The 24,817-nt window shown below is 54.6% G+C and carries 25 protein-coding genes; 12 read left to right on the top strand and 13 right to left on the bottom strand.

The window, feature by feature from the left end; all coding sequences use genetic code 11:
* The first annotated feature begins 3 nt into the window (after positions 1-3).
* Genes LH22_RS12245 through osmV form a run of 3 tightly spaced genes read left to right on the top strand, consistent with a single transcriptional unit; the run spans position 4 to position 2,723 of the window.
* On the top strand, positions 4-930 hold the full coding sequence (locus LH22_RS12245; protein ID WP_038646905.1) for a glycine betaine ABC transporter substrate-binding protein: 927 nt from the start codon (positions 4-6) through the stop codon (positions 928-930).
* Positions 931-939: 9 nt separating this feature from the next.
* Positions 940-1,587, top strand: a complete 648-nt coding sequence (gene osmW, locus LH22_RS12240) for an osmoprotectant ABC transporter permease OsmW (RefSeq protein ID WP_034823432.1) — start codon at positions 940-942, stop codon at positions 1,585-1,587.
* Entirely contained in the window at positions 1,587-2,723 is a 1,137-nt protein-coding gene (gene osmV, locus LH22_RS12235) for an osmoprotectant ABC transporter ATP-binding protein OsmV (RefSeq protein WP_038646903.1), read from the top strand. Before osmW ends, osmV begins: the two co-directional genes overlap by 1 nt.
* 446 nt (positions 2,724-3,169) lie before the next feature.
* On the opposite strand, the gene LH22_RS12230 is transcribed toward osmV, so the two are convergent.
* From LH22_RS12230 to LH22_RS12215, 4 genes are all read right to left on the bottom strand, one after another.
* Complete coding sequence (locus tag LH22_RS12230; RefSeq protein ID WP_038646901.1) at positions 3,170-4,540, bottom strand: nucleobase:cation symporter-2 family protein; 1,371 nt, start codon at positions 4,538-4,540, stop codon at positions 3,170-3,172.
* A gap of 176 nt (positions 4,541-4,716) precedes the next feature.
* Positions 4,717-5,421 carry a dethiobiotin synthase gene (gene bioD, locus LH22_RS12225; RefSeq protein WP_038646900.1) on the bottom strand — a complete coding sequence of 235 codons (705 nt, stop codon included), beginning with the start codon at positions 5,419-5,421 and terminating at the stop codon, positions 4,717-4,719.
* 105 nt (positions 5,422-5,526) lie between these two features.
* Complete coding sequence (gene mlc, locus LH22_RS12220; RefSeq protein WP_038646898.1) at positions 5,527-6,744, bottom strand: sugar metabolism global transcriptional regulator Mlc; 1,218 nt, start codon at positions 6,742-6,744, stop codon at positions 5,527-5,529.
* Between the two features lie 135 nt (positions 6,745-6,879).
* Positions 6,880-7,776, bottom strand: coding sequence for a LysR family transcriptional regulator (locus LH22_RS12215; protein ID WP_038646896.1), 897 nt, complete (start codon positions 7,774-7,776; stop codon positions 6,880-6,882).
* A 94-nt stretch (positions 7,777-7,870) separates the two neighbouring features.
* Between LH22_RS12215 and LH22_RS12210 the strand changes: the two genes are divergently transcribed.
* The 3 genes from LH22_RS12210 to LH22_RS12200 all read left to right on the top strand — a co-directional run bounded on the left by LH22_RS12210 (position 7,871) and on the right by LH22_RS12200 (position 11,078).
* Positions 7,871-9,127, top strand: coding sequence for an MFS transporter (locus LH22_RS12210; protein WP_038646894.1), 1,257 nt, complete (start codon positions 7,871-7,873; stop codon positions 9,125-9,127).
* Positions 9,128-9,294: 167 nt separating this feature from the next.
* Positions 9,295-9,552 carry a hypothetical protein gene (locus LH22_RS12205; RefSeq protein WP_038646892.1) on the top strand — a complete coding sequence of 86 codons (258 nt, stop codon included), beginning with the start codon at positions 9,295-9,297 and terminating at the stop codon, positions 9,550-9,552.
* Positions 9,553-9,893: 341 nt separating this feature from the next.
* Entirely contained in the window at positions 9,894-11,078 is a 1,185-nt protein-coding gene (locus tag LH22_RS12200; RefSeq protein WP_034831177.1) for a sugar transporter, read from the top strand.
* Between the two features lie 64 nt (positions 11,079-11,142).
* Here the strand turns inward: LH22_RS12200 and bhsA are convergent, their stop codons facing one another.
* Complete coding sequence (gene bhsA, locus LH22_RS12195; protein ID WP_038646891.1) at positions 11,143-11,400, bottom strand: multiple stress resistance protein BhsA; 258 nt, start codon at positions 11,398-11,400, stop codon at positions 11,143-11,145.
* 294 nt (positions 11,401-11,694) lie between these two features.
* On the opposite strand from bhsA, the gene LH22_RS12190 reads away from it, so the two are divergent.
* Positions 11,695-12,348, top strand: a complete 654-nt coding sequence (locus LH22_RS12190) for a TetR/AcrR family transcriptional regulator (RefSeq protein ID WP_038646889.1) — start codon at positions 11,695-11,697, stop codon at positions 12,346-12,348.
* 90 nt (positions 12,349-12,438) lie between these two features.
* Here the strand turns inward: LH22_RS12190 and rhaM are convergent, their stop codons facing one another.
* The 4 genes from rhaM to rhaB are packed head-to-tail and all read right to left on the bottom strand — an operon-like array spanning position 12,439 to position 16,317.
* On the bottom strand, positions 12,439-12,753 hold the full coding sequence (gene rhaM / locus LH22_RS12185; protein ID WP_038646887.1) for an L-rhamnose mutarotase: 315 nt from the start codon (positions 12,751-12,753) through the stop codon (positions 12,439-12,441).
* Positions 12,743-13,585 (bottom strand): rhamnulose-1-phosphate aldolase, encoded by an 843-nt coding sequence (gene rhaD, locus LH22_RS12180; RefSeq protein ID WP_038646885.1) that lies wholly within the window; start codon positions 13,583-13,585, stop codon positions 12,743-12,745. Before rhaD ends, rhaM begins: the two co-directional genes overlap by 11 nt.
* A gap of 10 nt (positions 13,586-13,595) precedes the next feature.
* Complete coding sequence (locus LH22_RS12175) at positions 13,596-14,852, bottom strand: L-rhamnose isomerase (protein WP_038646883.1); 1,257 nt, start codon at positions 14,850-14,852, stop codon at positions 13,596-13,598.
* A complete protein-coding gene (rhaB, locus tag LH22_RS12170) occupies positions 14,836-16,317 on the bottom strand; it encodes a rhamnulokinase (protein ID WP_038646881.1) in 1,482 nt (493 codons plus the stop codon). Before rhaB ends, LH22_RS12175 begins: the two co-directional genes overlap by 17 nt.
* A gap of 289 nt (positions 16,318-16,606) precedes the next feature.
* Between rhaB and rhaS the strand changes: the two genes are divergently transcribed.
* On the top strand, positions 16,607-17,428 hold the full coding sequence (rhaS, locus tag LH22_RS12165) for an HTH-type transcriptional activator RhaS (RefSeq protein WP_038646879.1): 822 nt from the start codon (positions 16,607-16,609) through the stop codon (positions 17,426-17,428).
* A gap of 14 nt (positions 17,429-17,442) precedes the next feature.
* Positions 17,443-18,309: an HTH-type transcriptional activator RhaR gene (gene rhaR / locus LH22_RS12160; RefSeq protein WP_038646877.1), complete on the top strand. Its 867-nt coding sequence runs from the start codon at positions 17,443-17,445 to the stop codon at positions 18,307-18,309.
* Positions 18,310-18,352: 43 nt separating this feature from the next.
* On the opposite strand, the gene rhaT is transcribed toward rhaR, so the two are convergent.
* The gene (rhaT, locus tag LH22_RS12155) at positions 18,353-19,390 is read right to left on the bottom strand and encodes an L-rhamnose/proton symporter RhaT (RefSeq protein ID WP_038646875.1); all 1,038 of its coding nucleotides are present in this window, start codon (positions 19,388-19,390) and stop codon (positions 18,353-18,355) included.
* A 366-nt stretch (positions 19,391-19,756) separates the two neighbouring features.
* Here rhaT and LH22_RS12150 point away from each other — a divergent pair, with 366 nt between their 5' ends.
* The 3 genes from LH22_RS12150 (at position 19,757) to aldA (ending at position 21,828) form a co-directional block, all read left to right on the top strand.
* Entirely contained in the window at positions 19,757-20,080 is a 324-nt protein-coding gene (locus tag LH22_RS12150; protein WP_038646873.1) for a hypothetical protein, read from the top strand.
* A 14-nt stretch (positions 20,081-20,094) separates the two neighbouring features.
* Positions 20,095-20,193, top strand: a complete 99-nt coding sequence (locus tag LH22_RS20610) for a YoaK family small membrane protein (protein WP_141399000.1) — start codon at positions 20,095-20,097, stop codon at positions 20,191-20,193.
* A gap of 198 nt (positions 20,194-20,391) precedes the next feature.
* Entirely contained in the window at positions 20,392-21,828 is a 1,437-nt protein-coding gene (gene aldA, locus LH22_RS12145; protein WP_038646871.1) for an aldehyde dehydrogenase, read from the top strand.
* Positions 21,829-21,987: 159 nt separating this feature from the next.
* Here aldA and LH22_RS12140 read toward each other — a convergent pair whose 3' ends face one another.
* Genes LH22_RS12140 through LH22_RS20605 form a run of 3 tightly spaced genes read right to left on the bottom strand, consistent with a single transcriptional unit; the run spans position 21,988 to position 24,817 of the window.
* Positions 21,988-23,262 (bottom strand): MFS transporter, encoded by a 1,275-nt coding sequence (locus tag LH22_RS12140; RefSeq protein WP_038646869.1) that lies wholly within the window; start codon positions 23,260-23,262, stop codon positions 21,988-21,990.
* Complete coding sequence (locus LH22_RS12135) at positions 23,259-24,680, bottom strand: M20 family metallopeptidase (protein WP_038646867.1); 1,422 nt, start codon at positions 24,678-24,680, stop codon at positions 23,259-23,261. The genes LH22_RS12140 and LH22_RS12135 overlap by 4 nt, the downstream gene beginning before the upstream one ends.
* Positions 24,677-24,817, bottom strand: coding sequence for a hypothetical protein (locus tag LH22_RS20605; protein WP_156102796.1), 141 nt, complete (start codon positions 24,815-24,817; stop codon positions 24,677-24,679). Before LH22_RS20605 ends, LH22_RS12135 begins: the two co-directional genes overlap by 4 nt.

Raw genomic sequence — 24,817 nt, 5'->3', positions numbered from 1 at the left:
GTGATGGGTATCACGTACAACTTAACGCGCTGGATGAAGCACTCCGCGCTGGCACTGGCCGCCACACTGGCCATCAGCCAATCCGCCGCTGCGGCCACACCAATTGTGATGGCAACGAAGAGCTTTACCGAACAGCACATCCTGTCTGCCATGACCGTGCTCTGGCTGCAAAAGAAAGGTTTCCAGGTGGTTCCCAAGACCAATATCGCCACGACCATCGGCCGCAATGCGATGATCAACAAGCAAATTGACATGACCTGGGAATACACCGGTACTTCGCTGATCATCTTCAATCACATCAACAAACCGATGTCCTCAGAAGAGGCCTATAAAACCGTCAAACAGCTCGATGCCAAACTGGGGCTGATCTGGCTTGACCCCGCGCCAATGAATAATACCTATGCATTTGCTATGCAGCGTGACCGTGCAAATAAAGAAGGCATCAGTACCATGTCACAGCTCGTGGCGAAGCTGGAGCAGGTGCGCAAAACTGACCCAGACCACAACTGGAAACTCGGTCTCGATTTAGAGTTTTCTGGCCGTTCCGATGGTCTCAAGCCATTACAGAAAGCCTATAACATGCCGCTGGATCGCCCGCAGATTCGCCAGATGGACCCGGGATTGGTGTACAACGCGGTACGCGATGGCTTTGTCGATGCGGGCTTGATTTACACCACTGACGGACGAGTCAAAGGCTTTGATCTCAAGGTACTGGACGATGATAAACACTTCTTCCCGAGTTACAACGTCACGCCTGTCGTGCGCCAGGATGTGCTGGAAAGCCATCCGGGATTGGATGCGGCCCTCAATCAACTCTCACCGCTGATCACCGACGAAGCGATCACCGAGATGAATAAACGTGTTGATATCGATCACCAGTCACCGCAGCAGGTGGCGCGTGATTTCCTTCAATCGAAAAACATGCTGTAAGGAGGCGTCATGGAGACTTTGCATTACATCATGAGTAACTGGCACACCCTGATGGCGTTAACCTGGCAGCATACCTGGCTGGTGCTGGTGGCGGTGGGATTCGCCATCATCGTTGGCGTGCCGTTAGGTATTTTGATTGTGCGTTTCAAATGGCTGGCAACGCCAGTGCTCGGTATCGCCACCATTGTGCTGACCATTCCGACCATTGCGCTGTTTGGTCTGATGATTCCGCTGTTTTCCATGATCGGTCAGGGTATTGGTGCTTTGCCCGCTATCTGCGCGGTGTTTCTCTATTCCCTGCTGCCGATTGTGCGTAACACCCATACCGCACTGGAGAATTTGTCACCGGGCTTGCGTGAAGCCGGCCGCGGTATTGGCATGACATTCTGGCAGCGCCTGCGCTGGGTGGAGATTCCCATGGCGCTGCCGGTGATCTTTGGCGGTATTCGTACTGCCGTGGTAATGAACGTCGGCGTCATGGCGATTGCTGCTGTGATAGGCGCAGGTGGATTGGGCTTACAGCTGCTGGATGGCATCAGCGGCAGTGACGTGCGCATGCTGATTGCGGGCGCACTGATGATTTGTTTATTAGCGATTGTGCTTGATTGGCTACTGCACCGTTTGCAGTCGGCGCTGACACCTAAGGGGATTCGATAATGATAAAACTGGAAAACCTGACGAAAACCTTTACGCAAAAGAACGGCACCGCGTTTAACGCCGTGGATAACGTCAGCCTGGAAGTGCCTGCCGGAGAGATGTGTGTGCTGCTCGGCCCTTCCGGTTGCGGCAAAACCACCACGCTGAAGATGATCAACCGTCTGATTCCTGCCAGCAGCGGTAAGATATTGATCAACGGCGAAGACACCAGTGGGCAGGATACCGTCACGCTGCGTCGTAATATTGGCTATGTGATTCAGCAGATTGGTCTGTTTCCCAATATGACTATCGAAGAGAACATTACCGTGGTGCCGCGTATGCTGGGCTGGGATAAAAAGCGCTGTCGCGAACGGGCGACTGAACTGATGAGCATGGTGGCGCTCGACCCCAGCAAATTCCTGCATCGCTATCCACGAGAGATGTCAGGCGGTCAGCAGCAGCGTATCGGCGTGATCCGCGCGCTGGCGGCTGATCCACCGGTGTTGCTGATGGATGAACCTTTCGGTGCCGTCGACCCGATCAACCGTGAAGTGATTCAGAATGAATTTCTCGAGATGCAGCGTCAGCTGAAAAAAACCGTGATGCTGGTGAGCCATGATATCGATGAAGCACTCAAACTCGGTGACCGCATCGCGGTGTTTGGTCAGGGCAAAATCGTGCAATGCGCCAGTCCCGACGAACTGCTGGCGAAACCGGCCAATGATTTCGTCGGTTCCTTTGTGGGCCAGGACCGCACGCTAAAACGCCTGCTGTTGGTGCAGGCAGGCGACGTCACGGATCAACAGCCGACCATCACCGTGCAGCGCAGCACCCCGTTGCAGGAGGCATTCGCTACCATGGATGACAACGATATGCGATCGGTCACCGTGGTGGACGATGATGGCAAGCCGCTGGGGTTTGTGAAGCGTCGCGAAGCGCGTAATGCCGCCGGAAGCTGCGAGGAGATGCTGCATACCTTCAAGGTGACGGGCAAAGCGGAAGAGAACCTGCGCGTGGTGCTATCCAAGCTGTATGAGCACAACACCGTCTGGATGCCGATCGTGGATGAGGAAGGTCGCTACAGCGGTGAGATTTCGCAGGACTATATCGCGGATTACCTCAGCTCAGGACGTACGCGCCGTAGGTTGAATCCATAACCAATCGCGCGATGGCTGAATCTCGAGGCAAATTTTACAACAGCCCGGATGCAGACATGTTTCGCGAAGGCTTGATCCTGGAGCAAATCGCATGAAAGCCCGAACGCAGACAAACCGCACGACAGCTGAAACGTTGGAAGAGGCGGCAGAGGAGTAAAGCGTCCTGCGCCAGGGATGGCGCGGGCCGAGCCCCAGGGATGGTTTACGGCGTCTTTACGATCTGCCGCCTCTTCCGACGTACGCACTGACTCACAGTCAGTGGTTTAGATCTCCACCTCTTCCGACTTACGCACCGACCACAGCCAGTAGATTAGATCCTCACCTCTTCTGACGTACGTACCAACTCACAGTCAGCGGTCTAAATCCCCACCTATTCCGACTTACGCACCGACTCACAGCCAGGGGTTTAAATCCCCACTTCTTCCGACGTACGCACAGACTCAAAATCAGTGATTTTCCTCTACCGCCCCGATAACCCGATCATCCCCCCGCTCCGATGGCAGCACAATATTCAACAGCATCGCCAGAATGCCCCCCGTGGTCACCGCATGACCAAACAAATTACTCACCAATGATGGCAACTGTTTCAACACCTCGGGTACCGCTTCCACACCTAAACCAATGCCAAATGACACCGCGACGATTAACATCTCACGGCGGCCCAACGGTGATTGCGTCATCACACGAATACCTGCCGCCACTACACTGCCAAACATCACCAGGGTCGCGCCACCAAGGACCGGCGCAGGGATTTGCTGCAGCACATTGCCGATCACCGGAAACACGCCCAACAGCAATAACATCAGGCCAATCACCATGCCAACATAACGGCTGGCCACACCGGTCATCTGAATCACGCCGTTATTCTGCGCAAAAGTGGTGTTAGGGAATGCCGAAAACATCGCGGCAAACAGGCAGCTCATACCATCTGCCAGAATGCCGCCCTGCAAACGACGTTGAAAACCTTCACCCTCAATCGGTTGTTGTGAGATCAGGCAATTCGCTGTCAAATCTCCTACCGCCTCAATCACGCAAATCACCGACACCAGCGCAATCGGCACGAAAATGCTCCAGCTAAAATCAAAGCCAAAGCGGAAAAATGAAGGCAAAACCAACCAGGAGCCGGAGGCCATCGGTTTGATGGGCAGATGGCCGGTCAGTGCCGCCGCCAGACAACCCACGGTGATGCCTGCCACCACCGCAACCAGACGCATCCAGCGATTTTGGGAACGGTTGAGCACAATGATCACCAGCAGCGTCAGCGCGCCCAGCGCCAGATTCCCCGGAGCGCCAAAGTCAGCGGCGTTATGCCCGCCTGCCCAATCTGTGATGCTAACTTTAATCAGGCTGATGCCGATCAAGGTGATCACCGTGCCGGTCACCACCGGCGTCAGCACTTTCTTCAACGGCGCTACGCAACGGCTGATCAACATCGGAATAAACGCTGCCACGAAGTTGCAGCCCATGATCATCGCCATCACAGCTTCCGGTGAACCGCCCTGCGCTTTCACCATCAAACCACCGGACAAAATGACACCCAGAAAGGCAAAGCTGGTGCCTTGCAGGCAAATCATGCCCGCCCCAATCCCCATAAAGCGACGCGCCTGCAGAAACGTCCCTAAACCGGAAACCAGCAAAGACATGCTGATCAGATACGGAATGTAAGTCTGCAATCCGAGGATTGAACCAATAATCAGTGGCGGCGTAATGATCCCCACCACGCTGGCAAGGACGTGCTGCAACGCAGCGAAAAAGGCGGGAACAGGACCAATACGGGCATCAAGCCCATACAATAAACCTTTTGGGGAGTGTGACATAAGTGTGCTCCGGCAGAATATTCATCAGCAGGGCTGATGCATAATTCACGCCAGTGGCACTCATAATGAGGAAAAATTTTATAACAGAATGAAAATAATAGGATTTAAGTAGGATGTTCTCGGATGCTGAATCCGAAACCTTAGATTCAGCCACCGATCATTTGCATCACTTCGTTTCATCCTGCCGCAAGCTGCGCACTGTCATCGTGCATTAAGGCATCGTCCAGCAGAGAAATATCCAGATAACCGCTCAGCTCGCGCTGCTCAGCACGGGGCAAATAAGGCAACTCCCCCAGCAGTGGTGCACCTAGCTTTTCACGCAGAACATCAATAATTTCAGCGTAATGCGCTAACCCCGGATTAATACGATTGGCGACCCAACCCGCTAAAGGCAGACCATCGCGTGCAATGGCATCGGCGGTCAGTAAAGCATGGCTAATGCAACCTTCCTTAATGCCCACCACCAGGACGACCGGCAGTTGTTCCTGTTGAACCCAACTGGACAACGGTTGCAGATCATTCATCAAACTGCGCCATCCACCGGTGCCTTCCACCACTACCCGCGCAGCCTGACTTTTTAACTGCTCAAGGCAGCGGCTCAGCAACGGATAATCCATTCGCACCGATGCGCTGGTACTGATTTCATCTTCTTCCAGCGTAATGGGATTCACCGCAGGGTACGGCAGTTCAAGACCCGACGCCTGCTGCAACAGCAAAGCATCCTTATTACGCAACCCGTCAGGCGTGTGCTGTGCACTCCTGGCAACAGGTTTGTAGCCTGCGGCACAGAGACCCGCTTTGGCAAAACACTGCAGCAGTGCGCGTGACACGACGGTTTTACCCACCGCAGTGTCGGTACCGGTGACAAAGATTGTTTTCACCTTACTCCTCCTTCGTTGAAGCGATGTGTAACCTGCGAAGAAGGCAGTTTAAGGAAATGTCTCGGATGGCAGATTGCGTTAGCGCAAACTTAAGGCGAGCAGTGATTAGCCCTGCAACAGTTTTACCAGCAAATGACCGCTATAAAGTGAGTCTTTGATCAGCGCGGCGGCACCAAAAGTACCCGGATCGCTAAAGCTGGTAGGGGCAAGTTGGATCTCATGACTGTACGCGGGTAACGCCTGCTGACGAATAGTGCTGCTGACTGCAGGAAACAGCACATCAGCGGCTTGATTAAGCGGAGAACCAATCAGGATTTGTTGTGGGTTGAAGATATTCACCATCATTGCCAGCATGCGACCAATGTGGTGGCCCACCCCGGCAATGACGTCACGCGCCAGCCGATCGCCTTGCTGTGCAGCGGCACATAAACTGGCGATGGTCAGGGGTTCACAATGCAGCAAACTGTCGGGTTGCGAAGACAAACGCTGTGCAGCCAATTGCAATAAACTGCCGGTGCTGGCTACGGTTTCCAGACAGCCATGATTGCCGCAGTAACACTGCTGGCCGTAAGGATCGATCTGCGTATGTCCAATTTCTACCAGCGCACGACCACGTTTGTGCAAAAGTTGGCCTCCGCTGATCACGCCCGCGCCTACCGTTTCATCAATCACTATCTGAATCACATCCTGCGCACCGCGCGAAGCACCGAACAGCGCTTCGGCCAGCGTCCAGGCGGAGATGTCATGTTGCACAAATACGGGTAAACCCGTGAGCGAGGAAAGTGTTTCACCTAACGGCATTTCCTGCACATCATAGCCCGGCATGCGATGCACCACACCCGATGCCGCGTTAATTAAACCGGGTAAGGTGATGGCAATCGCGGTAAGACGCTCAAGTTTGTTTTGATGGCGGACGAAGAACTCATTGACCCTATTCTGCAGTGTTTGCAGCAGCGGCTGGTCAGCGCTGGCAGGCAGGGGTAAACGATCTTCCTGCAACGCACGGCTGCTAAGATCGCGCAGCGTCAGCGTGATCTGTCCCGGTTGAATTCGTATGGCAAGATAGTGCCAGGCGAGCGTATCCAGAATCAAACCAATGGCCGGGCGCCCTCGGCTGCCCGGCTCCTGGAATTCAGTTTCCTGCACCAGATGCGCATCGAGCATTTCCCGCACGATTTTGGTGATGCTGGCGGGCGCCAGCTGGGCACGTTTAGAAAGCTCAATACGCGATATCGGGCCGTAATGGTCAATCAGTCGGTAAACCACGCCTGCGTTGGTCTGTTTTATTTGGTCAATGTGGCCAGGCTGACTGTCCAGATTCACGCCCTGCTCCCGGATATTTTCGCGCTTCTAAATAAACAGCAGCTATGGTGATGCAGATTGGCAGGCAGCGTCAAATATTTGATTAGAAATGTGATTTATCGCACATAAAGATCGGGCCATTGATCATCAGACGATTTAAATTTCGGCATTCTGCATCATCAATTGCATCATATTCTGCATTTGCGCAGTGGGTTGCCGCGTGGCTGACCAGACCAGCCAGACTTCAGAAATGGCATCGTGCTCTTGCAGGGGAATCCACACCACATCAGCCAGTCGCGCACGCCGAAATGAGGCCGGCAATATGGAAACACCCAATCCGGTTGCGACCAGACCGAGAATCGTCATCGCCTCGCCCACCTCCTGAGTAATAAAGGGTTTGATTTGATAACGGTGCAGCAGCGCCAGTGTTTCCCCGTACAGCGCGGTCCCCCCCTGTGGATCAAAAAACACGAAGGGCTCGTTGGCCAGTGCCTGAATGGAGATCGATTCGGCATCCGCCAGCGGATGTGCCCAGTGCACCAGCGCGCACAACGGCTCGCGTAGCAGTACCCTATGCTGTAAATCGCCTGGCAGCGGTGTGTTGCGCATCACACCTAAATCCAGCCGACCTTCGTGCAGCGGTGCTAACTGCTGACGCGTGTTATTTTCCTGCATCGAAATGTGCACTTCCGGCCAACGCTGACGAAATTGATAAAGCGCATCGGAAACCAGACCGGTGAAGGGTGCGGAAGAGGTGAAACCAATGCGCAGCTCGCCTTCCTGTCCACTGTGCACACGCGCAGCCCGACTGGCGGCTTGTTCAACCTGCAGCAGAATGACGCGCGCATCCTGTAAAAACAACTGACCGGCAGGTGTGATCTGCACGCTGCGATTGGTTCGGGTAAACAGCTGTGCGCCAATCTCCTGCTCCAGCTGCTGGATCTGTTGGCTGAGCGGCGGTTGGGAGATATTTAGCCGCTGTGCCGCGCGGCCAAAGTGCAGCTCCTCCGCAACGGCGATGAAATAACGCAGATGGCGCAACTCAACATTCATACTTTAAACGTCTCATTTGAGATTATTAATATATTGTACAACCTATTCCCATTTTCCTACAGTAATCAGACCGTTTCTCATCTAAGGATATTCCGTGAGTCGCTCTTCCCAGGCAGTGACAATTCATGAAGACGAGTTGTCCGTTCAGCCTGCTTCAACCGTCGCCCCCTCAGAATGGATTGAGCGTGGTTCACCGCAGTTTATGCGTGTCACTCTCGCATTATTCTCCGCAGGGTTGGCCACCTTCGCACTGCTGTATTGTGTTCAGCCGATTCTGCCCGTGCTGTCGCAGCAGTTTGGCGTCTCTCCCGCTGAGAGCAGTATTTCACTGTCACTCTCCACGGGATTGATGGCGCTGGGCTTGCTGGTGACCGGCCCGCTATCCGATGCCATCGGGCGTAAATCGGTGATGGTCACTGCCTTGATGCTCGCTGCCATTTGCACCCTGATTTCGGCCACCATGACCAGCTGGCAAGGCATTCTGATGATGCGTGCGCTGATTGGTTTGTCTCTTAGTGGCGTTGCAGCGGTCGGTATGACCTATTTGAGTGAAGAGATACATCCCCGCGTCATTGCCTTCTCCATGGGTCTGTATATCAGCGGTAACTCCATTGGCGGCATGAGCGGTCGCTTGCTGACCGGCGTGCTAACCGATTTCTTCTCATGGCGTGTGGCGATTGGGGTGATCGGTTGCTTTTCGCTGGCGGGCGCACTGATGTTCTGGAAGATTTTGCCGGCGTCACGTCATTTCCGTCCCGCCTCGTTACGTCCGCGCAGCTTGTTGATTAACTTCCGGCTGCACTGGCGCGACAAAGGGTTACCCTTCCTGTTCGCAGAAGGTTTCCTGCTGATGGGCGCGTTTGTGACGCTGTTTAATTACATCGGCTACCGTTTGTTGAGCGCCCCCTGGTCGTTGAGCCAGGCGGTGGTGGGCCTGCTGTCGGTAGTTTATCTGACCGGTTCTTGGAGTTCTCCCAAAGCGGGCGCGATGACCAGTCGCTTTGGTCGTGGTCCGGTGATGATTAGCGCCACGGCTATTATGCTGGCCGGACTGTTGCTCACCGCCTTTCATTCTCTCTGGCTGATACTGCCCGGTATGATGCTGTTTACGGCGGGCTTTTTTGCCGCGCACTCTGTTGCCAGCGGCTGGATTGGTCCGCGCGCGCGCCGCGCCAAGGGCCAGGCCTCGTCACTCTATTTGTTCAGCTATTACGTGGGTTCCAGCGTGGCGGGCACGCTAGGCGGTGTGTTCTGGCACAGCTATGGCTGGACGGGCGTGACACTGTTCATCACTGTGTTGCTGTTGCTGGCCTTGTTCGTCGGCTGGCGTTTGCAGTGCCGAAAACTGTAATACCTTTCATCTAAACAACGGGGCCGCTGCGCCCCGCTTCTCGTTTAAGCCGTCAGAATCGCGCTTTCAAATAGTCCCACTTAAAACAAAACGACAATTCGTCGCTATAATCCATTTTATTCCAACAATAGTTAGATTTTCTTTTTTCACAGCAATGAGGACGTTAGATGCAACTCTATTATTACGTCGATAAGCATGCAGGCTATAACGACAACCATGTGGTACATGCAACAGGCTGCCCGTTCCTCCCTTCTGATGGTGCACGGCGCTTTCTCGGGACTTTCTACACGGCCACTGCCGCCATTCAACAAGCCCGTAAATTTTATTCCAGTGCGATGGGATGCGAGCATTGTTGTCCGGTGGCGGTAAAAAAAAGCCTGACCACTCAGCATAGCGTGGCGCTAAAACACATGGTGCAACTCTGATAATGCTGGTCTGACAATCGCGTAGCGCTTAAGGCGTGATGTTAAGTACGGCTGTCACATCGTTCTCATAAAGAAACAGCCGACTTCCTCATCACGGGATCGTAAAGCGCTACGCCTTGATGGTTCTTGCCTGCTTTCACCCTTTAGCCAAAAAGCAAGAATTGATAATAACCTCAGGCTATTAACCTGGCCTCCAGCGATAAAAAATATTCAGGAATAAAAACGGTCTATATGGTTTTCATCCGCTCATTAATGCTCCACAATAGCCCCAATTTGTGATGCAGGTCACTTAACCGGGCTCGTTTCGCCCCCTCACTCGCTGTCAGATCGATTTGAACCCCATGCAACCAACTACCGTCTCACGTAAAACAGCCTGGCTACGCGTTGTGCTGCTGGCGATTGCCGCCTTTGTTTTTAATACCACTGAATTTGTCCCTGTTGGCCTGTTGTCGGATATCGCGGCGAGCTACGCCATGAAGACCGCCGATGTCGGTATTATGCTGACCATTTATGCATGGGTCGTTGCGCTGTTATCCCTGCCGTTAATGCTGCTGACGCGTAATATTGAACGCCGCCTGCTGCTGTCGGTGTTGTTCATTCTGTTTATCGCCAGCCATGTGCTTTCGTCCGTAGCATGGGATTTCACCTCGCTGGTGATTTCGCGCATCGGCATCGCACTGGCGCACGCGGTGTTCTGGTCGATTACCGCGTCACTCGCGATTCGAGTTGCACCGGCTGGCAAGAAAACCCAGGCGTTGAGTATGCTGGCAACCGGTACCGCATTGGCGATGGTGTTGGGCGTGCCCATTGGCCGTATCGTTGGGCAATATCTCGGCTGGCGCACCACTTTCGGCATGATCGGCTTGTCAGCGTTGGTACTGTTGATTTTGCTGGTGCGGATACTGCCACGTCTGCCGAGCGAGCACACTGGCTCACTGAGTAGCGTACCGATGCTGTTCCGCCGTCCGGCGCTGGTGGCAATGTATATTCTGGTGACGCTGGTGGTTACCGCGCACTACACCGCTTACAGCTACATCGAACCCTTTATGCAGGTGGTCGCGAATGCGGATGAGAACTTCACGACCTTACTATTGTTGCTGTTCGGTTCCGCCGGGATTATCGGCAGCGTGCTGTTCAGTACGCTGGGCAACAAATTCCCCTCAGCGATGTTACTCGCCGCAATTGGCATCATCACGCTGAGTATGGGGCTTTTGCTGTTTGCCGCCGTGCGCCCGGCAGCCATTTCGCTGCTGTGCATTTTCTGGGGCATGGCAATGATGATGATAGGCCTGGCGATGCAGGTTCGTGTGCTGTCACTGGCACCGGATGCCACTGATGTGGCGATGTCATTGTTCTCAGGCATTTATAACATCGGGATTGGTGCGGGTGCCCTGTTGGGTAACCAGGTCAGCCTGCATATGAAAATGTCGGATGTGGGTAACGTAGGTGGGTTAATTGGACTGGTTGCGTTGTTCTGGTGTATCACCATCTTCCGTCGGTATCCGCAACTCCGCTCTAACGGATAATTCGCTTTACGACCAGGGGCACACATATCGGTGCGCCCCTGCGCCATTCTTTGCGCTTTGGTGATTAATTATAAATTACCGCTGTGCCATTTAGCTTGTTGTTGCCAGAGGTCGAAGTGATGCGGAACGACTTTGCTCCGGCAGCACTCGCTTTCTCCGATAGCTGATGCTCCAGTGAAGTCAGGTTAGTGCTACCTGATGCACTGACCACACCAATTTGCTGCTGGTTCAATGGTGCCTGATTCACTAATTCGGCAGCCATGCTACCAAACGCGATGGATGACAGTGCGACTGCGGCTAATACCATTTTGATGCTTTTCATGATCGTCTCTCTTATGCAGATGAAAGGGGTCGGCTGAATTAAGTTAACAACCGTTAATTAAATGCTAGCGCCGAAGCGGGTATCTCGTCAATCATTTTATTAACGGTCATTATTTTATTTGGAAGTGGCGTGATTATGGGCTTTAGCGCCCTTTTTCACTTATCGATACGAGTGTTGTGCCGCAGGTAAAGCACAAACGGGCAAAGTGAATGAGGGAGAATGTCGGCTGCGCTTGCATATTTAGTTAGCGATCGGTAATTTAATCACATGTTCTTCATACAGTGAGGTGTCCCTATGACGCAAATGACCGACACGCTTAATCGCAAAACGCGTGGTCGCCCCAAAGTATTTGATCGCAACGATGCGCTGGATAAAGCATTAATGTTGTTTTGGGCGCACGGTTATGAAGGCACCTCGTTGTCAGATTTGGTGAACGCGACGGGGGCGAAAGCGCCGACGCTTTACGCGGAGTTTGAGAATAAGGAAGGCTTGTTCCGCGCAGCAATGCAGCGCTATATCGACACTTTCAGCGCGCAGCGTCAACAGGTGCTTAACGATGAAACACTCGATGTCAAAGCCGCGATTGAAGCCTATTTCCGTGCCACTGCAGCCTGTTTTACCGAGTGCGATAAGCCCGCTGGCTGTTTCTTTATCTGCACGTCCAGTGCGCTCTCTTCAGGCTCAGACGAGATTGCACAGATGCTGGCTAAGCAGCATCATGCGCAGGAACGGGCTTTGCAGCAATTTCTGGATGGCCGGCAGCAGCGCGGTGAATTGCCGCAGTGTGCCAACAGCGGTACGTTGGCCAGCTATCTGGCCTGCGTGTTGCAAGGCATGTCGGTGCGCGCCCGTGAAGGCGCAAGTCGTGACGATCTCGATGGAATAGTCGATACGCAGATGGCCATCTGGCCCGCTCTGGCAGGCTACTGCGCGTTAAATGCGTCATAGCATACTGACCCGTGATGTTTTCTCATCCTGAAGTCAGGTGCGACCTCCAGGCCGCCCCTGACTTGCACCAAAGTGCCATGTTTGAAAGCCTTACGGCATAAAAAACATCGGTTTCAACGCCTGGCTGATCGGGCTATTGTTCACATTCGATGGCATCAGATCTTTCATGGATGCCCACCAACGCTGGCACACTTCGGTGTTTGCGACCGCCTCCCAACGCGCTTCTGATTCAATCTCCACGCTGGCAAACAACAAATTACGCTCCGCATCGAGCCAGATCGCATAATTGTGCGCGCCGTGGGCTTTCAACGTCTGCTCCAGCTCAGGCCAGATCGGTGAATGGCGACGCAGATATTCATCATGACAGTGCGCATGCACCTGCATCACAAAGGCTTTACGCAACATCGCTGCGCTCCGCATCCAATGCAGCTTGCCACGGTTGAACACTGAAGCGTTCACCGAGTGCCACCAGCTGTTCGGTGGTGATGCTCTGGCGAATCCCGCCCATCGACAAGGCTTTGACCACCACTTCAGAAGACTTCTCGGCCGTGTCGATCAGGCCAAAAGTTTCATCCAGATTCGGACCGGCACCGAAAATGCCGTGGAATGGCCACATCACCAGGCTGTGTGAGGCCATGGCATCGGCGGTGGCTTGACCAATCTGATCGGTTCCCGGCACCATCCACGGCAGGATACCGACGCCATCCGGGAACACCACCAGACATTCGGTGCTGCCTTCCCATAGCAAACGCGTGAAACGAGCGGAATCCAGATTCACCACGTAACTCAACGCCATAAAATTGGTGGCATGGCAGTGCATAATCACGCGGTCAGCCCCGTTGGATACCTGCTTACGCACGCTGTGCGACTGGAAATGCGCCGCCAGTTCCGAGGTCGGTAACCCGCCGTTGCTGAGCCCCCAGTGGATTTTGTATGACAGCCCTTTGTCGTCCACCTGTAACAGCGCCAGACAGTCGGCAGGATCAAGCTGGACGTTACGGAAGAACTTGCCAGAACCGGTGACCAGGAACCAATCGTTGGCCAGGGCCGGCGCCGGTTGGGTTAACTCAATACAGCGCGGTTCGGCATAAAAATCAGCTGACCAGGCCTGCGCTTCCTCCGGCAGCAAACGCAGGCTGACATTGCCGCCATTGCGCTCATCCCAGCCTTTCAGCCACATATCACTGGTCGCCTTCACCATGTCCTGAACGAATGAAGAAGAGAGAATATTTTGCATGGTCGATCCCTTAACGTAGACGCAATGTTTGTTGTTCATAGTGACGCACTTCGCTCAGCCAGCTGGCATCGGCAGGCACATCATGGCGCAGACACCAGGCTTCCCAGACCGCCTGCCAGGGTAACGATTTCTGCTCTTCCAGCAGCGCCAGACGCGCGGTGTAATCCCCTTCCTGCTCACATTTCCGCAGCTGATCGCTGGGTTCCAGCAGTGCGCGCAGCAGCGCTTTTTTGGCGTTGCGGGTGCCAATCACCCAGGCTGCGATGCGGTTTATCGAGGCGTCAAAGAAATCCAGGCCGATATGCACTTTGTCGAACAGTTGATGGCGGGCGATCTCCGTGGCGATGGCCTGGGTTTCATCATCAAGCAGTACCACATGATCGCTATCCCAACGTACCGGGCGGCTGACGTGCAGCAGCAAACGCGGCACATACAGCATGGCAGTGGATATCTTGTCGGAAATCACTTCGGTTGGATGGAAATGTCCGGCGTCCAACGTCAGCGCCGTTTGACGGCTGGCGGCGTAGCCGAGGCAAAACTCGTTGGAGCCCACGGTGTAACTCTCCGCGCCGATACCGAACAGTTTGCTCTCCACCGCATCAATATGATGACGGGGGTCGAGCTTCTCACTGATCACCTCATCCAGCGCGCTGGCCAGACGCTCGCGCGGTGCCAGACGATCGATGGTGAGATCTTTCATGCCATCCGGCACCCAGATGTTCATCACCGATGGCGTCCCGAGCTGTTCACCAAAGTGCGCTGAAATACGGCGGCTGGCTTTGCAGTGGTCGATCCAGAACTGGCGAATCCTTTTATCCGCATGGGACAGCGTAAAGCCGTCGGCGCTCAGCGGGTGCGAAAAGCAGCTGGGGTTAAAATCCAGTCCTAATTTGTTGGCTTTTGCCCACTCTACCCAGCCGCTGAAGTGCTTCGGCTCAATGGCATCACGCTCAACTGGGGTGTCGCTTTCCAGATAAATGGCGTGCAGATTAAGGCGTTTGGCGCCGGGGATCAGTGACATTGCTTTCTCGATGTCAGCGCGCAGTTCATCTGCATTGCGAGCGCGCCCCGGATAGTTACCGGTGGCCTGAATGCCGCCCGTCAGTTCGCCATTCGGGTTTTCAAAGCCACGAACATCATCCCCCTGCCAGCAGTGCATGGACACCGAGATGCCATCCAGTTTCGTCATGATCTGGTCCACATCAATACCCAACGCCGCGTAGCGTTGTTTCGCCAGTTCAAAGGCTTGTTCAATCAGCTTTGTCATATGCAAGTTCCTTAGCAGGTTGGCTCAGTGCCGCAAAGCGTGCCTGGTGGGCAGCGAAGATGCTGGCGTTCTGAGGTACAAACGTTTCTAACGGGAAATTCTTGTCGATGCAGCGGCGCAGTTCGGCCACATCGCGCAGTTCACCTAACGCCATCAGCTGACAGCCGACATTACCGAGCGTTGAGGCTTCAATCGGACCGGCCAGCACCGGCATTTCGCAGGCATCGGCGCATAACTGGTTCAGTAATGGGTTCTGACTGCCACCGCCAACCACATGTAACTGGCGAATCGGTGCTCCGCGCAGGTTGCCCAGTTCGCCTATCACCTGGCGATACAGCAGCGCCAGGCTGTCGAAAATGGTGCGCGCCAGCGCTGCAGGGCTTTGTGGAATCGGCATGTGCTGCTCGGCGCAGGCGTCCTGAATCTCCTGCACCATGCTGGCAGGATTGATAAAACGCGGATGATTGGGATTGATCAGGGCACGACAGGCAGGTTCATTTTCCGCTGCGTCAATCAATGTGCAGAGATCTGAAATGTGCAATTCACCGCAAACGCGCTGTAACAACCACAGGCCCATGATGTTCTTCAACACCCGATAGCCCTCCGCGCCTCCTTCATTGGTGATGTTGGCATCGAGCGCAGTGCGGCTTACGCAGGGTTGCAGACTTTCTATGCCCATTAAGGACCAGGTGCCAGAGCTGAGATAAGCGGCGTCGTCTTGCATGAGCGGCGTGGCCAGCACTGCGCTGGCGGTATCGTGCGTGGCAACGGCCACGACCGGAATTTTTTTACCGCTGGCATTGTTCCAGTTGCCTACGGTATTGCCCGGTGCAGTCGGTTTGCCAAACCAGTCGGCTTCGATCCCTGCCCACGACAGCAACTCGCTATCCCACTCGCCAGTTTCAATGTTCAGCATCTGCGTAGTGGTGGCGTTGGTGTACTCCCAGTTCATGTTGCCGGTCAGACGATAATGCAGATAATCCGGGATCATCAGTGCATGTTTAACCTGTGCCTGCCAGTCCGGCTGTTGCTGGTGCAGCGCACGCATCTGATACAGGGTATTGAAGGGCAGAAACTGGATACCTGTGCGCTGGTAAATGGCGGCTTTGCCCAGCTCATTGATCGCTTGCGCCATCAATCCATCGGTGCGCGAGTCACGATAACTGACCGTTTCGCCAATGCGTTCTCCGTTGGCATCCAGTAGCACCAGATCCACGCCCCAGGTATCAATGCCGATGCTATCCGGCACGATGCCCTCATCATCTAATTGCGCCAATCCTGCGCGAATCGCCTGCTCCAGGCTGTCGAGATCCCAGCAGTCATAACCGGCGCGACGAATACGCTGATTGGCAAAACGGCACACTTCACGCAGGGTGATGCGCTGGTTAGCAGAGGTCCATTGTGCGAGCATCACGCGCCCGCTGGATGCGCCTAAATCAATGGCAACAATGTTACGCATACTCATGGCGTTTCTTCCTGTGATGAGATGGCTATAGCGTATAAATACAGGCGCCTCGCCACCTTCCCCTTACTGCCAGCGCGTGATAGTCGCTGGCAGGCTGGCAAAGATGATCGTGAGAAAGCTCACAGAACCGTGGAACAACAGAGTTGTGAGCTTTACCGCAATTCCATCAATCACCTGGCCGATCTTGAATAATTCGCCATTTTCCTGCGCTGTGCGGTTTAAATTTCAAGGTAAGGTGCACAGCGCCTGCGTAGACTCGGTTACAAAATTGTTAATCGAGAGGCGCATCATGACCGTTCTGCACAGTGCTGATTTCTTTCCGGAAGGAAACTACGCGATTGCCATTGAGCCGCGCGTACCGCAGCAGGCCTTTCCTGAGCATCATCATGATTTCCATGAAATCGTACTGGTTGAGCAAGGTTCCGGTATTCACGTGTTTAACGGCCAACCGCAGACCCTGTGCGCCGGTTGCGTGTGCTTTGTACGCGATCACGATCGCCATCTGTATGAACAAACAGAGAATCTGTGCCTGACCAATGTGCTGTATCGCAGCCCGGCAGCGTTTCGTTTTCTCTCCGGTTTACAATCATTGCTGCCCGGAGATGAAAACGGCAGCTATCTGTCGCACTGGCGTATCAATCACAAGGTGATGGCGCAGGCGCTGCAGATTGTGACGCAGATGAAACAGCAGGATGTCTGGTCGCTGGAGCGTCAGGCGCATCAGGAACAGTTGTTCTTGCAACTGCTGGTGCTGTTGCGCGAAGCCGGTCACAACGATCAGGCGCAGGATCAGGAAGCACGCCTGCATCGGTTGCTTGACTGGCTCAATGAGCACTACAGTGAAGATATTGAATGGGATGCGCTGGCCGACCGCTTCTCGCTTTCGCTGCGCACCCTGCATCGCCAGATGAAGCAGCAAACCGGCAATACCCCGCAGCGCTACCTGAATCGGCTGCGTTTATTGCAGGCCCGGCATTTATTGCGTCATAGCGATATGCGCATAACGGACATCGCCTATCAGTGTGGATTCGGTGACAGCAACCACTTCTCCACGCTGTTTCGGCGGGAATTTGGCTGCGCGCCCCGAGCGGAGCGCCAGCAGATGTTGTAATTGGAGTGGTTACCATGTCGCTGATTTTGACGCGCGAAGACTATTTCCCGGCCACCAATCTGCCGATTGCGGTGGCCGAACGCATGCCTCAGCCCTCCTTCCCACCGCATCGTCATGAATTCAGTGAAATTGTGATCGTCTGGCGCGGTAACGGCTTGCACGTGCTCAATGACCGCCCGTGGTTGATCACCTGCGGCGATGTGTTCTATATCCGTGACAATGATTGCCACAGCTATGACAGCGTCAACAATCTGGCGCTGGATAACATCCTCTATTGCCGCGATCGCTTTCGCCTGAGTCTGGACTGGAGCCAGTTGCTGCCCCCGCAGGACGATGATGCACCAGGTTGCTGGCGCTTAACCACGCGCGGCATGGCGCTGGCACGAGGGGTAATCAGCCAGCTGGAACGGGAAAGCCGTAAAAGCGATTCGTTGTCGATTCAGCTCTCTGAAGCCCTGTTCCTGCAGCTGGCGTTGATCTTGCGTCGCCATGGTTATGCCGCCGACCGTCCATGGGCGCTGCCGGAAGGTGAACAGCTTGATTTGCTGATGTCTGCCTTACAGGGTGCACTGCATCGTCCGTTCGACTTAGCCGATTTTTGCCAACAAAATGAATTAAATGAGCGTGCACTGAAGCAGCTGTTTCGCCAGCAAACCGGCATGACGGTGGGACACTATTTGCGGCAGCTACAGCTGTGCCAGGCAAAATATTTGCTGCGCACGCAGGATTGTTTAATCAGTGAAGTGGCCGCACGCTGCGGCTTTGATGACAGCAATTACTTCTCGGTCGTATTTACGCGGGATACCGGTTTGACGCCGAGTGCCTGGCGCCAGCGCTTTCTTCCTCAGCAAGCCTCCCTTAACGATAAAATAAAAGCCTGATGCACCTTGCCGTGCGTCAGGCTTTTATAGCAAGGCGAGTTAATTAACCGTTGGCCATGCCTAATCCAACGATGTTGGCCGCGATGATGATCACCACACAACCCAACGACAGCACGCGAACCGGGCGCTGCCCTACTGCTTTCCACTCTTTCAGCACCAGGCCGACTAAACCGCCACACAGCACATACAGGCTCATGTGCAGCATCCAGCTGACAAAGTCATATTGCGCAGGGATTTTCGCGTGGCCCCAGGCGTAGAAGAAGAACTGCAGATACCACATGGTGCCACCGAGCACGGCGAATGCCACGTTGGCCATTAGCATCGGTTTTGCCACTGAAAAATCGCGGCGTACCGACAGTTCCGGTTTGATCGCCAGGCGGATAAAGCAGTAGGCCAGATTCACTAACGCGCCGCCGCCCATGATCACCACATAGCTGGGTAAGGCTACGTACAATGGATTGATACCCAGATTGGCTGCCGCTTCATGCATCGGTTTCGCCGCATCCATCGCGAAAGACATTCCGGCTGAGAAGATGCCGCACAGTACCGCCAGCACCAGCCCTTTCTTCAGATTAAACTCTTCTGCATTGATGCCGAGTGCTCGCTCTTTCAACAAACCGGCACGTGAAACGATCGCCACACCCACCAACGCCACCAGTACGCCTAGCAACGTCATTCGTCCGCCCGGCGAGCTGAACAGCTCAACAAAGCGTCCCTGCAACAGCGGCGTCATCAGGGTGCCCACCACGAGCGTGATACCGATGGCGATACCAATGCCCATCGACATGCCGAGATAACGCATGGTCAGGCCATAGTTAATATTCCCGACGCCCCACATGGCACCAAACAGAAACACCGGCAGCAGCTGCGAGAAGCTAAAACTACCGTAATACGCCCAGAAGTTGGGCAGCAGCACCGCGCTGACCGCCCAGGGCAGTATCAGCCATGACATCACGCCGCCGACTGACCACATTGTTTCCCATGACCACTTTTTTACCTGCTTAAACGGAGCATAAAAACATGCGGCACTGGCGGCACCCACCAGATGCCATAAAATACCGGCAAGAATGGCACTGTTCATTGTTATTCCTTCGTAAGGTTGAGGCCCACAGGAAACTGACAGTTTCCCGATTAGCAGCAGTCTACGGTGCGCAGCTTTTCATCAGCCTTTGGATGGCTGCCGGAAAGCGCGCGGTGCTGGCAAAATTCGGCGGGTCTTCAACATGAGGATCACAAAATTGCATTTGCAGGCATCAATCGGGCTGGTTTTTATAAGTTACTTATTATTGAGGATATTTTTTATTTTTGTTGTGTTGATCGACACAGTTTTTGACTGACTGCCAGCCTGCTGTTTAACATGGCAGTCACGCAAAGCCGCCCGATGAGCTTTCCCCGACGTGGCGAATTCCGTATAACGTTGGAAAAATCATCGCAACGAAGGAATGAGATGAATAGCAAAAGGTTGACGCTGCTGTTGTCGCAGCCGGTGAGCCGCGTGATGCTGGATGATATCCGCGCCATTGTGCCGCCTCAGGCGTTGAACGTTTTCATTAATGGATTGGATGAAGAGCGTTACGCCACACTTGACTGCATCCAGAGCGAAGAGAACTGCGCCCTGCTGGCTTCGGCCATCGTGGTGTGGCGTCAACTCGGTCATATTCACCGCATTCGTTATCAGAAAGGCGAACATCTGCGCGAGGTGGATGACGCCAGCCAATTTCAGCTGTTCAGTATGATGAAAACCCATCGCGCCATTGTTCAACTCGCTTAACGATCAGGATATCTATGAAAATCGGATTGCTCTTCCCTATTGCCATCATCATTGCTGGCGTCAGTTTCCTCGCCTGGTTTATCGCCAGCGGCGCGGCGGTGCCGGGTTCCTGATCTTTCTGCATAAAATTTTTTCTTACTAACACGCTGAATACGCGGCATTTCATCAGGAATGCTGCGTCTGTCGTATCGTTCTTCCCTTCTCTGCCATCCCGTCATCCGCTCTGGCACTGACAAAAAGGTGCTACACCTTGATCTGTTTCACTCTCGATTCACACCATGCTAACGAAACCGATCGCGGAGACCCTACAGATGACAACACACCATCAACATTACATTAATGGCGCGTTTGTAAACGATCAGAACGATAAGTGGATTGAGGTCATCAATCCAGCGACTGAAGCGCTGCTGTCGCGGGTGCCACAAGGCACACAGCAAGATGCAGCGCAGGCGATTGCAGCGGCAGAAACAGCACAACCCGCCTGGGAAGCATTGCCCGCCATTGAGCGCGGTAACTGGTTGCGTAAAATTGCTGCTGGTATCCGCCAGCGTGAACCCGAATTGACGGCCACCATCGTGGCGGAAGGCGGTAAAACTCAGGGGCTGGCGCAGACTGAAGTGCTGTTCACCGCAGATTACCTCGACTACATGGCCGAATGGGCGCGGCGTTATGAAGGTGAAATCGTCAATAGCGATCGCCCAAATGAAAATATCTTCGTGTTCAAGAAAGCCATCGGTGTCACCACAGGTATCCTGCCCTGGAATTTCCCCTTCTTCCTGATTGCGCGTAAAGCCGCTCCGGCGCTGATTACCGGCAACACTATCGCCATCAAACCCAGTGAACTCACCCCTAACAATGCAGCGATTTTTGCGCAGATCATTCATGAGATCGGCCTGCCGAAAGGCGTGATCAATTTCGTGTTTGGCTATGGCCCCGAAGTCGGTCAGGAGATGGCCGCCAACCCGAAGGTCGGTTTAGTGAGCCTGACCGGCAGCGTGGGTGCGGGCATTGCTACGATGCAAGCCGCCGCGAAAAACGTCACCAAGGTGTCGCTGGAACTCGGCGGTAAAGCGCCAGCCATTGTGATGGATGATGCGGACCTGGATCTCGCTGTGAAGGCCATTGTCAGCTCTCGCGTAATCAATACCGGGCAAGTGTGCAACTGTGCGGAACGCGTGTACGTCCAGGAAGGCATTTATGATCGCTTCATCAGCGCACTGACTGCAGCAATGAAACAGGTGAAGTTTGGCAACCCAGCCGAGCAAACCGATATCGACATGGGTCCGCTGATCACCGCCGCCGCACTGGAACGCGTGGAGCAGAAAGTGGCCAAAGCGGTGTCTGAGGGCGGAAAAGTGGTTCTGGGTGGCAAGCGCGTGGGCGACAAAGGGTTCTACTTCGAACCGACGATCATTACCGGTGTGCGTCAGGAGATGGAGATCATGCGCGAAGAGATCTTTGGGCCGGTATTACCGGTGATGACCTTTAAAACTCTGGATGAAGCCGTCGCGCTGGCTAACGATTGTGAATATGGCCTGACCTCTTCGGTCTACACGCAAAATCTGAACACGGCGATGATTGCGCTGCGTCAGCTGAAGTTTGGTGAGACCTACATCAACCGCGAGAACTTCGAGGCGATGCAAGGTTTCCATGCGGGTTGGCGCAAATCGGGTATCGGTGGTGCAGATGGACGTCATGGATTGGAAGAGTATCTGCAAACCCACGTGGCCTATTTGCAGTTTTCCTGAGTAAAGTACCTGGCTGGATAAGCTGCCAGCCAGGCATTGCCATGAGGTGAAACTGCACCAGGAATGGCGCCTTTTGAAGGCTGCGCAATGGCACGCGCAGCCACACTTCTAAGCTGTTCGCCTTCAGGTACGGCGCAAAGCTGTTTCACTCAACCGTCATTACGCGATGCGCTTCTGGCTGCGCAGCAAGGCTAAGCCACTCAGTACCGACATCGCCATCAGGTAATAGCCTGGCGCGAGGCTGGTGCCGGTGGCACTGATCAACAGCGTACAAATCAGCGGTGCAAAACCACCAAACACCGTCACCGCGACGTTATAGCTGATCGCCATGCCGCTGGCGCGAGTGCCAATGGGGAACAGGTCGGCCATCACTGACGGGACCGTCGAGAAATAGATCGATTTCAGCAACGCCATCCAGCACACCAGAATGATCAAGGTGGTCGGCGTGGTGTGATTCACCACCAGCTTAAACGCCGGATAAATGGTGACGATTAGCATGATCAGCGAACCCCACATCAACGGCACGCGGCCCACGCGCTCCGCCAACAGCCCCATCAGCGGCGTCACCACCGTCAGGATCACCCCTGCCAGCAACGTCGCGGTGAACGCGGCAGAACCCGGCAGATGCAGGTTTTTGGTAGCGTAAGTTGGCACGTAGTTGAGCATGTAGTTCACGGCGGTGGAGATCACCATCAGGCCAATCGCCAGCAGCATCAGCTCTTTTTGACGACCAAACAGGCGCTTGAGCGGAGCGGCCTCAGGCGCTTGCGCTTCAAAACTGGCAGGCTCATGCACATGACGGCGGATATAGATGCCCAATGGGCCAATCAGCAGACCGAAGGCAAACGGGATACGCCATCCCCAATCCTGAATCTGACTTTCCGTGAGGATCTGCGTCAGTCCCAGACCAAACGCCGAGGCCAGCAAGGTACTTGCGCCCTGGGTGGCAAACTGCCAGCTGGCGATAAACGCCCTGCGCTCCGGGAAATGCTCGACCAGAAACGCTGTCGAGCTACCGAATTCACCCCCCGCCGAGAAGCCCTGCACCAGACGCGCCAGTAAAATCAGCAGCGGCGCTATCAGGCCAATACTGCCATAGCTCGGCATAAAGGTGATGACCGCACCGCCCAACATCATCAGGTTGATCGACAGCAGCAGCGCCTTTTTACGCCCGTGGCGATCGGCATAGTTGCCGAGCACAATCGCGCCCAGTGGACGGATCAGGAACGAGACGCCGAAGCTGCCAAAGGTCAGCAGCAAGGAGACGGAGGGATCGCTGGTAGGGAAGAAAGCATGGGCAATGTAGCTGGCAAAGAAGCCATACACCGCAATATCAAACCACTCCAGCGCATTGCCGATACAGGTGGCAAACAGCGTTTTATGCAGATTCGGTTTGGTGCTGCTCAATGGGGCAGCTGTGTTAAGCGTATTCATGCAGCACCTCCTGCGTGCTGACGGTGTTTAGCCACCAGCTCGCTACCTTGCTCGCCAAGATCCCACAGCAGGCGTGTCATAATTTGCAGACCTTCACGCGCAATCGACTTCAGCATATGTTCGTTGACGCCATGCTGACCGCAGGCCGGGTAAGAGTGCGGCACCCACAATGTCGGCAGTCCGAGAATGTCAGAGAATACTTCGTTCGGCAGTGAGCCGCCGAGATTCGGCAGCAACGCCGGTTTTTTGCCGCTGGTCTCTGCCATGCTCGCCAGCACCCAATCCACCAGCGGATCGGTAGGATCGAGTCGCGTGGCCGGTGACCCGCGCATAAACTCCACTTTCACGTAGTCAAAACCGTGCTGCGCCAGATGCTCGCTCACATGCTGAGCCAGGTTTTCCCAATCGGTGCCGACCACAAAGCGCAGTTGGCACACCGCCGTGGCTTCACCGGGAATCGCATTCATCGGACGTGCCGGATTGCCCGTCAGGAATGCGAGGACTTCCAGCGTATTCCAGCCGTAGAGTCTTTCTGTCGGAGAGAGCGTCGGCTCGCCCCAGGTGGTATCAATCTCGGGATCCCCTGGCATCCCGCCCACTTCGATGTCGCTGAGGATGTCGCGCACTTGTTGAGTGAGAGAGTCAGGTTTCAGCGCCTCAACCTGCAGCACGCCCTTTTCGTTCACGAGGCAAGCAATAGCGTTGGCTAACTGTGTGCCTGGATTAGTCAATAAGCCGCCCCAGTTACCGGAGTGATAGGCGTTGTCACGCGCGGTAACGGTGAGACGGAAGTTCACCGCACCCCGGGAGCCAAGGAACAGGGTTGGGCGCACCGCATTGAGACGCGGGCCGTCAGACGCGATAAACAGATCGGCTTTCAGCAGTTCAGCATGATGCTGGCACAGTTGAGCCAGGCCCGGCGAGCTGATCTCCTCACCCATCTCAAACAGCATTTTGCAGTTGAAACCAAGTCGTCCACCGCGTGCCTTGAACACCTGTTCGAGTGCCGCGAGGTTCACGCAGTGCTGGCCTTTATTATCCGCGCTGCCACGGGCGTACCAACGGTCGCCCTCTTCCACTAACTGCCATGGCGATAACCCCTCACGCCAGTTTTCGTCGTCACCGAACACCACATCGCCATGTCCGTAACTCAACAAGGTCGGCAGTGCCGGATCTTCGATGCGTACCGCCACCAGGAACGGGCGATGGGCGGCTTCAGGGTTGTCGATAAAATGTAAGGTGAAGCCCAGCGCGATGAGCTGTGGGCCAATCTCATCCTGCAGGTAACGCTGTAATTCGTTGTCGCGATCCTGGCGCTGGCTTTCGGTGCGTTGCGCCACACGTCGGGCCAATGTTTCCTGAAATTCCCCGCTGTCGAACCAGGCGGTGGCTTGTTGTACCGCTTGTTGTGCTGTCATGTTTGCATGTCTTTTATTGGTATTTTGGTTTTGTCATCTTTGCGGAAACCTTGCTTTGCCACAATTATCAATTTATCGAGTATGATTTGCTTTTTTGGCAAAGCTCCGCTGCCCGATTTAGAGGCATGCACCAGCAT

Origin of the sequence: Pantoea rwandensis, from assembly GCF_000759475.1 — a bacterium.
Classification (GTDB): domain Bacteria; phylum Pseudomonadota; class Gammaproteobacteria; order Enterobacterales; family Enterobacteriaceae; genus Pantoea; species Pantoea rwandensis_B.
Note: the sequence above shows the minus strand (reverse complement) of the source record. Positions and strands in the feature narration are given on the sequence as shown.

Excerpts from the sequence above, each read along its gene's own strand:
- LH22_RS12245 (WP_038646905.1), top strand. The coding sequence starts at position 4 with ATGGGTATCACGTACAACTTAACGCGCTGGATGAAGCACTCCGCGCTG.
- osmW (WP_034823432.1), top strand. The coding sequence starts at position 940 with ATGGAGACTTTGCATTACATCATGAGTAACTGGCACACCCTGATGGCG.
- osmV (WP_038646903.1), top strand. The coding sequence starts at position 1,587 with ATGATAAAACTGGAAAACCTGACGAAAACCTTTACGCAAAAGAACGGC.
- LH22_RS12230 (WP_038646901.1), bottom strand. The coding sequence starts at position 4,540 with ATGTCACACTCCCCAAAAGGTTTATTGTATGGGCTTGATGCCCGTATT.
- LH22_RS12215 (WP_038646896.1), bottom strand. The coding sequence starts at position 7,776 with ATGAATGTTGAGTTGCGCCATCTGCGTTATTTCATCGCCGTTGCGGAG.
- LH22_RS12205 (WP_038646892.1), top strand. The coding sequence starts at position 9,295 with ATGCAACTCTATTATTACGTCGATAAGCATGCAGGCTATAACGACAAC.
- LH22_RS12200 (WP_034831177.1), top strand. The coding sequence starts at position 9,894 with ATGCAACCAACTACCGTCTCACGTAAAACAGCCTGGCTACGCGTTGTG.
- bhsA (WP_038646891.1), bottom strand. The coding sequence starts at position 11,400 with ATGAAAAGCATCAAAATGGTATTAGCCGCAGTCGCACTGTCATCCATC.
- LH22_RS12190 (WP_038646889.1), top strand. The coding sequence starts at position 11,695 with ATGACGCAAATGACCGACACGCTTAATCGCAAAACGCGTGGTCGCCCC.
- rhaM (WP_038646887.1), bottom strand. The coding sequence starts at position 12,753 with ATGTTGCGTAAAGCCTTTGTGATGCAGGTGCATGCGCACTGTCATGAT.
- rhaD (WP_038646885.1), bottom strand. The coding sequence starts at position 13,585 with ATGCAAAATATTCTCTCTTCTTCATTCGTTCAGGACATGGTGAAGGCG.
- LH22_RS12175 (WP_038646883.1), bottom strand. The coding sequence starts at position 14,852 with ATGACAAAGCTGATTGAACAAGCCTTTGAACTGGCGAAACAACGCTAC.
- rhaB (WP_038646881.1), bottom strand. The coding sequence starts at position 16,317 with ATGAGTATGCGTAACATTGTTGCCATTGATTTAGGCGCATCCAGCGGG.
- rhaS (WP_038646879.1), top strand. The coding sequence starts at position 16,607 with ATGACCGTTCTGCACAGTGCTGATTTCTTTCCGGAAGGAAACTACGCG.
- rhaR (WP_038646877.1), top strand. The coding sequence starts at position 17,443 with ATGTCGCTGATTTTGACGCGCGAAGACTATTTCCCGGCCACCAATCTG.
- rhaT (WP_038646875.1), bottom strand. The coding sequence starts at position 19,390 with ATGAACAGTGCCATTCTTGCCGGTATTTTATGGCATCTGGTGGGTGCC.
- LH22_RS12150 (WP_038646873.1), top strand. The coding sequence starts at position 19,757 with ATGAATAGCAAAAGGTTGACGCTGCTGTTGTCGCAGCCGGTGAGCCGC.
- LH22_RS20610 (WP_141399000.1), top strand. The coding sequence starts at position 20,095 with ATGAAAATCGGATTGCTCTTCCCTATTGCCATCATCATTGCTGGCGTC.
- aldA (WP_038646871.1), top strand. The coding sequence starts at position 20,392 with ATGACAACACACCATCAACATTACATTAATGGCGCGTTTGTAAACGAT.
- LH22_RS12140 (WP_038646869.1), bottom strand. The coding sequence starts at position 23,262 with ATGAATACGCTTAACACAGCTGCCCCATTGAGCAGCACCAAACCGAAT.
- LH22_RS12135 (WP_038646867.1), bottom strand. The coding sequence starts at position 24,680 with ATGACAGCACAACAAGCGGTACAACAAGCCACCGCCTGGTTCGACAGC.
- LH22_RS20605 (WP_156102796.1), bottom strand. The coding sequence starts at position 24,817 with ATGCTGGTGCATGCCTCTAAATCGGGCAGCGGAGCTTTGCCAAAAAAG.